Here is a 6,466-nt window from a genome sequence, read left to right as displayed (position 1 = left end):
CTAGGACACCGCCCTTTCACGGCGGTAACAGGGGTTCGAATCCCCTAGGGGACGCCATATTAAAAAAACCAGCCAATAGGCTGGTTTTTTTATGCGTACTCTGGTTACTGGGCAATTCGCCGTCACTTCATCCACTCTGCAATCATGCTACAATTCACCTGTTAATTTACTAGCAATAAGGTGATCAATGTATCCTATCGGCACACCAGGTCAGCCCTGGGGAGAAGAAGAAAAAAAACAATGGCTCGCGGCGCAATCAGTTAAGCGTAGTTACGCCGATGAAGTGTTAAGTCAGTTAGACGGCATGCCGGATTATTTTTCTGTTATTCAGTACGGTGCCTTGCCCTATGATGAGTCACGCTACCCACTTTATGCATTGTTACCCAGGCAGCCAATAGCAGATGCTCCCTGGGTACTGGTAACTGGCGGTGTACACGGTTACGAAACCAGTGGTGTGCAGGGGGCTTTGTTATTCGCGCGGGAATACAGTCAGGCGTATACCGATAAAATCAATCTGATAGTGGTTCCCTGTGTGAGCCCGTGGGGTTATGAAACCATTAACCGATGGGATCCGCTGGCTATCGATCCGAATCGCTCCTTTTATCCCGACTCGCCGGCGCCAGAGTCAAATCTACTTATGGACTTTATTGGCGCAATGCCGCAGGAATTTTTACTGCACATTGATCTTCATGAAACCACCGATACAGATAACAGCGAGTTTCGTCCGGCATTAGCGGCCCGTGATGCCATTGAGCAAAAAGCCTGGGAAATCCCTGATGGCTTTTATCTGGTGGCCGATGCCAAAGCACCTCATCTGCCCCTGCAGCAAGCGATTATCAACGAGGTGAAAAAAGTTACCCATATTGCCCCAACGGATGAAAACGGCCTGATTATCGGCGCTGAGGTGCCCTCTGAAGGTGTAATCTGCTATGACAAGAGAAAGCTCTTCTTATGCGGCGGATTTAATAATGCTACCTATTGTTCTACAACGGAGGTGTATCCGGACAGCCCGTCAGCTACTCCGGAAATTTGTAACCGTGCTCAGGTTGCGGCTGTAGAGGGAGCTTTACAGCATTTACTGAAGTAATGCGATAAACGGTCGATTATCGATGTCTGGATGTCTGGATGTTTGGATTTCTAGACGTCTAAATATATACTCCTCGCTATGCTTAACGCGTAGCGGGGATATCATGGTTTACGTTGCATTGTTGTATGAAGGGGTAGGGCAAAGACTGGTCAGATATGAAGCCAGTAACGAAACCGATTTTTTTGCTAAACTCAATGCCCGGTTTGGCTGCTATGTTTGCCTGTGGTTTACCGAGGAACTGATCGCGAATAATGAAAAAGTTCACACCCAGAATCCCTGTTAAACAGGCAATTGCCACATCGCCCTGTATTGGTAACTGCTGCCTGGATGATGAGGATATTTGTCTGGGCTGCCAGCGCCACATTGATGAAATCACCGGTTGGCACAGTGCCAATGCCACAGAGCGTCGCGCTATTTTAAATCGGTGCGAAAAGCGCTTTGCGCTGTCCTCAGAGCATAAATAGCAATACTGATGCCAGCGGCCAAATGTTCTGCTAAAATCCAGCCCCTTTATTTCTGAATACTAAAATACTTATGCGAGTTTTGTTAGCGCCGATGGAAGGCGTTGTTGATCATTTAATGCGCGACATGCTTACCCGGGTAGGCGGTTTTGATCTGTGCGTAACAGAATTCGTTCGTATCGTTGACCAGAAACTCCCGCAGAAAACCTTTTACCGGTTGTGCCCTGAATTGCACGAGGGCGGCAAAACTCCCAGTGGTGTGCCCGTTCGTGTGCAGCTACTGGGCCAGCATCCCCAGTGGCTGGCAGAAAATGCCTTAATTGCTGTTGAGCTGGGCTCTCCGGGTGTGGATCTCAACTTTGGTTGTCCGGCCAAAACGGTCAATAAAAGTAAAGGCGGCGCGGTATTACTGCAGTATACCGAGTTACTGCACGATATTGTTAAAGCCGTGCGAGAGGCCGTCCCGGCCCATTTGCCCGTAACGGCTAAAATTCGCCTCGGTTTTGAGGATAAATCTCTGGCTATCGACAACGCCGTGGCCATTGATGAAGCCGGCGCATCTGAGCTGGTGGTTCATGCCCGCACCAAAACCGAAGGTTATCGGCCACCGGCGTACTGGGAGTGGATTAAAAAAATTCGCGCTCATACCCGTTTACCGGTAATTGCTAACGGTGAAGTCTGGTCTTATGAAGATGCCAAACGCTGCCAGGAAATGTCGGGTTGCAACGATGTGATGATTGGCCGCGGCGCACTGGCCATGCCGAATCTGGCCCGTCACATTCGTGATAACGAGCCGCCGATGAGCTGGCCGGAGCTGGCGCAACTGCTGATAGATTATTCCGGTTATGAAATCTACGGCGACAAAGGCCGTTACTATCCCAACCGTCTGAAACAGTGGTGTGGCTACCTCAAGCGTCAATACCCCCAGGCGGAAGTCCTGTTTGATAATATCCGCCGTCTACAAAAGGCCGACGAAATTGTCGCAGTGCTACAACAATCTGCTGCCACTGCTAAATAGCGTTTCCCGCTTGTGCGTTGTCATTTGATTCGCTACCGTTAACCTCATCCCATCGATTTTCAATTAAACCTTGATGGGGTGTGGCACCTAAACGACAACGATTAAAAGAAAGGTAATGCATGACAACTTCATTTAAGCAGTTAGGAATCACTGCGGCGTGTTGCTGTGCTTTGCTGCTTTCTGCCTGCGCAGAAGATAAAGCAGATAAAGCCGAGCAGTCACCGAAAGTGACCATCGATAAAAATCCATTCCCCAGCAAGTATACCCCGTTACCGGGAGCACCAACAGTGATCACCGGCGTCACGATTTTAGATGGCATCGGCAATAAAATTGATAACGGTATGGTGTATTTTACTGATGGTAAAATTGCCGCCATCGGCGAAAACCTTGATGTGCCGGCAGATGCGACGGTTATCGACGGCACCGGTAAATGGGTAACGCCGGGCATTATTGATGTGCACAGCCATTTAGGGGTGTATCCTAATCCCTCTACCCATTCACATTCCGATGGTAACGAAATGGTTAAGCCGGTAACTGCGAATGTGTGGGCTGAACATTCCGTATGGCCTCAGGATCCTGGTTTTGGCCGTGCATTGGCCGGTGGCGTTACCGCGCTGCAAATCTTACCGGGTTCTGCCAACCTGTTTGGTGGTCGTTCAGTGGTGCTGAAAAATGTACCGGATCGCACCATGCAGGAAATGAAGTTTCCAGACGCGCCTTACGGACTAAAAATGGCCTGTGGTGAAAACCCGAAACGGGTTTATGGCAAAAAAGGCGGTCCTTCAACCCGTATGGGCAATGTAGCCGGTTATCGTCAGGCATGGGCAGATGCTGAAAATTATCGGCGCGCCTGGGAGCGTTACGAAGCCGATTATGAAGCGGGTAAAAATCCAACGCCGCCTAAGCGCGATCTAAACCTTGATACCCTGATGGGCGTGTTAAAAGATGAGATCCGCGTACATATGCATTGTTATCGCGCCGATGAAATGGCTGTGATGATGGATGTCATGAAAGAGTTCGGCTATCAGATTTACTCGTTCCAGCATGGTGTAGAAGCCTACAAAATTGGTGATCTGCTGGCCGAGAACAACGTTTGTTCAGCCATGTGGGCCGACTGGTGGGGCTTTAAAATGGAGGCCTACGACGGCATCCGTGAAAACATACCTATGGTTCATGAGGCCGGGGCTTGTGCCATCGTTCATTCAGACAGTGATTTAGGTATTCAACGCCTCAACCAGGAAGCTGCTAAAGCCTGGTCTGATGGCCGCCGTGCAGGTATCGACATCAGTCAGGAGGAGGCCTGGATCTGGCTATCAGCTAACCCGGCAAAATCGTTAGGCATTTTTGATAAAACCGGTTCATTGGAAGTGGGTAAAAATGCCGATTTAGTGCTGTGGAGCGACAACCCGTTTTCGACCTACGCCAGAGCCGACAAAGTGTATATCGATGGTGGACTGGCCTTTGATCTTAGTGATCCGGCGTCGTGGCCGGTGGCAGATTTCGAGTTAGGGCAAGTTGGCGAGGGAGATATCAAATGAAGTCATTATTAACGATATGCCTGTTGGCAACCATCAGTAGTACTGCCCTGGCCGATAAACTGGCCATCGTCGGTGGTAAAGTCTTTACCGGCAGCGAGCAGGGCACACTGGAAGCTGCTACCGTGTTGATTAACGGTAATGAAATAGTGTCGGTTAGTGCTTCTTCAGCGGTGCCAGAGGGTTATCAGAGCATTGATGCCAGCGGTAAGTATGTAACGCCGGGATTGATTGGTGCTTATACCCAATTGGGACTGGTTGAAGTCAGTAGCTCTGCCGGCACTGTGGATGCTTCTGTGTCATCCAATCCGGTATCTTCCACCGGTGCTGCTTATGATGTCAGCTTTGCGATTAACCCGGACTCCAGCTTGCTTGCCATCAGCCGTGTTGAAGGGTTTACTTCGGCCGTTAGTGGTATTTCACGCAGTGATAGCCTGTTCCATGGGCTGGGAGCTGTCATTACCTTATCCGGCACTGGCGACCCGGTGCTTAAATCACGGGCATTTACCGCAGTGAATGTCGGCAATGGCGGCGCCGATAGCAATGGCGGTTCAAGAGCCGCGCTGTGGGTGATGTTGGAAGAAGCCATCAGTGAGGCCATGCAGGTAAGCTCTGCAGCGCAGTTGAGCCCATCCTCCCAATGGCATGGTTTAAACAGCCGGGCTGATGTAAAAGCCTTAAAACCGGTAGTCAATGGTGAAACGCCGTTATTGATGTTTGCCGACAGGGCTGCGGACATTCGCCAGATTATCGCTTTTAAACAACGCTACCCTAAAATTAAAGTTGTACTGGTTAAAGGCATGGAGGCCTGGCGAGTGGCAGAGGAACTGGCTGACGCTAACATTCCGGTGATCATTGACCCGGAGTTTAACTTGCCTGGTAGCTTCGAGCAGCTAGGTGCCACGCTGGCTAATGCTCAGCGCCTGGAAGCTGCCGGTGTTATGGTAGCGATAGGAATGGAAACTCACAATATCCGCCTGGCTACCCAACATGCCGGTAATGCGGTGGCATTTGGCATGTCGTGGGAAGGCGCCATGGCTGCCCTTACGGTAAATCCGGCGCGCATTTTTGGCGCACCTGATCAATTGGGCACGCTTACCACCGGGGCCAAAGCAGATGTGGTTGTCTGGAGTGGCGATCCTCTGGAAGTAACACAAGCACCAGAAGTTGTGATCATCGACGGCGAAATGGTGGAGATGACATCACGGCAAATTAAGCTTCGCGACCGTTATCAACAGCGGGCCGAGTCGGGGCAAACGTCACAGTATATTCGCTAGAAAGAGCAGGTGATGGTAAAAGCCGGTATAACTTACCGGCTTGTTTGTGTGCGGAGGATTAATCGGCGTTGGGTGACAGGCCTTGTCCGAGGAACATGATTCGCTGCGCGGCAACATAACAGACAAGTTTAACCCCCATGGCATATAACAGCGTCAGCACAGACACTGCAAATGCTGGCCCGATAACGGCAACATCATCAATGTGCGATCCCATGGCAACCCAGCCAAGCAGGGTCATCAGGGCACCCAGCCACAAGCAGGAGTTACCCAGCACATTAAACACCATAGCACTGCTTTTCACTTGCCGTAGTGAATCAACATGGCCGGAAAACAGGCACGAAAAAGCTTGTTTAACGTTGCCTGGGGAGGTCACTGCCAGGGTAAACACCAGCGCAGGTGGCAGGGTGATAATGAGTGACGGCACGTCGAAAAACATGCTGCTGCCACCAGACAGTTCCATAGCAAAAATGGTTAATGCGGCAAAAAATAACACGCTGAATGCAAACATAATAAGCGCCTTTTGTGTTTGATTAAAATAGTGGAATGAGGTTAACAATGCCTGGCGCCAGTACCATACCTGGCAGGCCTGTTTACTCTGGTTAATTTGAATTTGCTGATATTCCTCCTCGAGATCGCCCAGCAAGGGTTCCCTAAGATCGTCAGGAAGTACTTTCTCCAGCAAGACCTCAGCAATGCGCGGTGGTGAGCAATTATTCACTATTTCACCCCTACAAAACTGAGTTTTACATCGCGCCACATGGCGTCGAGTGACTGGCGGGTTTCCTGTAACGCTTGTTTACCTTCTGCGGTTATCTCAAAGAATTTTTTGGCGCGCCCGCCACGTTCTGCTGTAGCTTCACCCATCGCCGAGCGGATAAGACCTTTATCCTCAAGCCGGGTCAGGGTGGTATACAGTGCGCCGATACTGACATCCCGCTGAATCACATCGAGCAGTACCTGACGAATGGTGGTGCCATATGCTTGTTCTCCGAGGCGTAAAATGGCGAGTAACACAAATTGTTCAAACTCACCTAAAAATCGAGATTTCCCCATGCTGGTCCCTGATATAATTTGTACTACAAAGTAAA

General features: G+C 50.2%; 8 protein-coding genes. 6 read left to right on the top strand and 2 right to left on the bottom strand.

The genetic code is table 11. The features are described from left to right. Positions 1-187 precede the first annotated feature (187 nt). The 6 genes from D9T21_RS15555 (at position 188) to D9T21_RS15530 (ending at position 5,378) form a co-directional block, all read left to right on the top strand. Positions 188-1,087, top strand: coding sequence for a M14 family metallopeptidase (locus D9T21_RS15555; RefSeq protein WP_123325842.1), 900 nt, complete (start codon positions 188-190; stop codon positions 1,085-1,087). Positions 1,088-1,190: 103 nt separating this feature from the next. Then, positions 1,191-1,370 (top strand): hypothetical protein, encoded by a 180-nt coding sequence (locus tag D9T21_RS15550; protein ID WP_123325840.1) that lies wholly within the window; start codon positions 1,191-1,193, stop codon positions 1,368-1,370. Continuing rightward, entirely contained in the window at positions 1,339-1,551 is a 213-nt protein-coding gene (locus D9T21_RS15545) for a DUF1289 domain-containing protein (RefSeq protein WP_164464712.1), read from the top strand. The genes D9T21_RS15550 and D9T21_RS15545 overlap by 32 nt, the downstream gene beginning before the upstream one ends. Positions 1,552-1,621: 70 nt before the next feature. Further along, positions 1,622-2,566, top strand: coding sequence for a tRNA dihydrouridine(16) synthase DusC (gene dusC / locus D9T21_RS15540; protein WP_123325838.1), 945 nt, complete (start codon positions 1,622-1,624; stop codon positions 2,564-2,566). A gap of 119 nt (positions 2,567-2,685) precedes the next feature. Beyond that, positions 2,686-4,104 (top strand): amidohydrolase, encoded by a 1,419-nt coding sequence (locus D9T21_RS15535; RefSeq protein ID WP_123325836.1) that lies wholly within the window; start codon positions 2,686-2,688, stop codon positions 4,102-4,104. Next, on the top strand, positions 4,101-5,378 hold the full coding sequence (locus D9T21_RS15530; RefSeq protein ID WP_123325834.1) for an amidohydrolase family protein: 1,278 nt from the start codon (positions 4,101-4,103) through the stop codon (positions 5,376-5,378). The genes D9T21_RS15535 and D9T21_RS15530 overlap by 4 nt, the downstream gene beginning before the upstream one ends. A 58-nt stretch (positions 5,379-5,436) precedes the next feature. On the opposite strand, the gene D9T21_RS15525 is transcribed toward D9T21_RS15530, so the two are convergent. Further along, entirely contained in the window at positions 5,437-6,096 is a 660-nt protein-coding gene (locus tag D9T21_RS15525; RefSeq protein WP_123325832.1) for a permease prefix domain 2-containing transporter, read from the bottom strand. Then, a complete protein-coding gene (locus D9T21_RS15520) occupies positions 6,096-6,431 on the bottom strand; it encodes a PadR family transcriptional regulator (RefSeq protein WP_123325831.1) in 336 nt (111 codons plus the stop codon). Before D9T21_RS15520 ends, D9T21_RS15525 begins: the two co-directional genes overlap by 1 nt. Between the last annotated feature and the right edge of the window lie 35 nt (positions 6,432-6,466).

Origin of the sequence: Marisediminitalea oceani (genome assembly GCF_003731635.1) — a bacterium.
Classification (GTDB): Bacteria; Pseudomonadota; Gammaproteobacteria; order Enterobacterales; family Alteromonadaceae; genus Alteromonas; species Alteromonas oceani.
The sequence above is the reverse complement of the archived record's forward strand: the minus strand, read 5'-3'. Positions and strand labels throughout refer to the sequence as shown.

Excerpts from the sequence above, each read along its gene's own strand:
- D9T21_RS15555 (WP_123325842.1), top strand. The coding sequence starts at position 188 with ATGTATCCTATCGGCACACCAGGTCAGCCCTGGGGAGAAGAAGAAAAA.
- D9T21_RS15550 (WP_123325840.1), top strand. The coding sequence starts at position 1,191 with ATGGTTTACGTTGCATTGTTGTATGAAGGGGTAGGGCAAAGACTGGTC.
- D9T21_RS15545 (WP_164464712.1), top strand. The coding sequence starts at position 1,339 with ATGAAAAAGTTCACACCCAGAATCCCTGTTAAACAGGCAATTGCCACA.
- dusC (WP_123325838.1), top strand. The coding sequence starts at position 1,622 with ATGCGAGTTTTGTTAGCGCCGATGGAAGGCGTTGTTGATCATTTAATG.
- D9T21_RS15535 (WP_123325836.1), top strand. The coding sequence starts at position 2,686 with ATGACAACTTCATTTAAGCAGTTAGGAATCACTGCGGCGTGTTGCTGT.
- D9T21_RS15530 (WP_123325834.1), top strand. The coding sequence starts at position 4,101 with ATGAAGTCATTATTAACGATATGCCTGTTGGCAACCATCAGTAGTACT.
- D9T21_RS15520 (WP_123325831.1), bottom strand. The coding sequence starts at position 6,431 with ATGGGGAAATCTCGATTTTTAGGTGAGTTTGAACAATTTGTGTTACTC.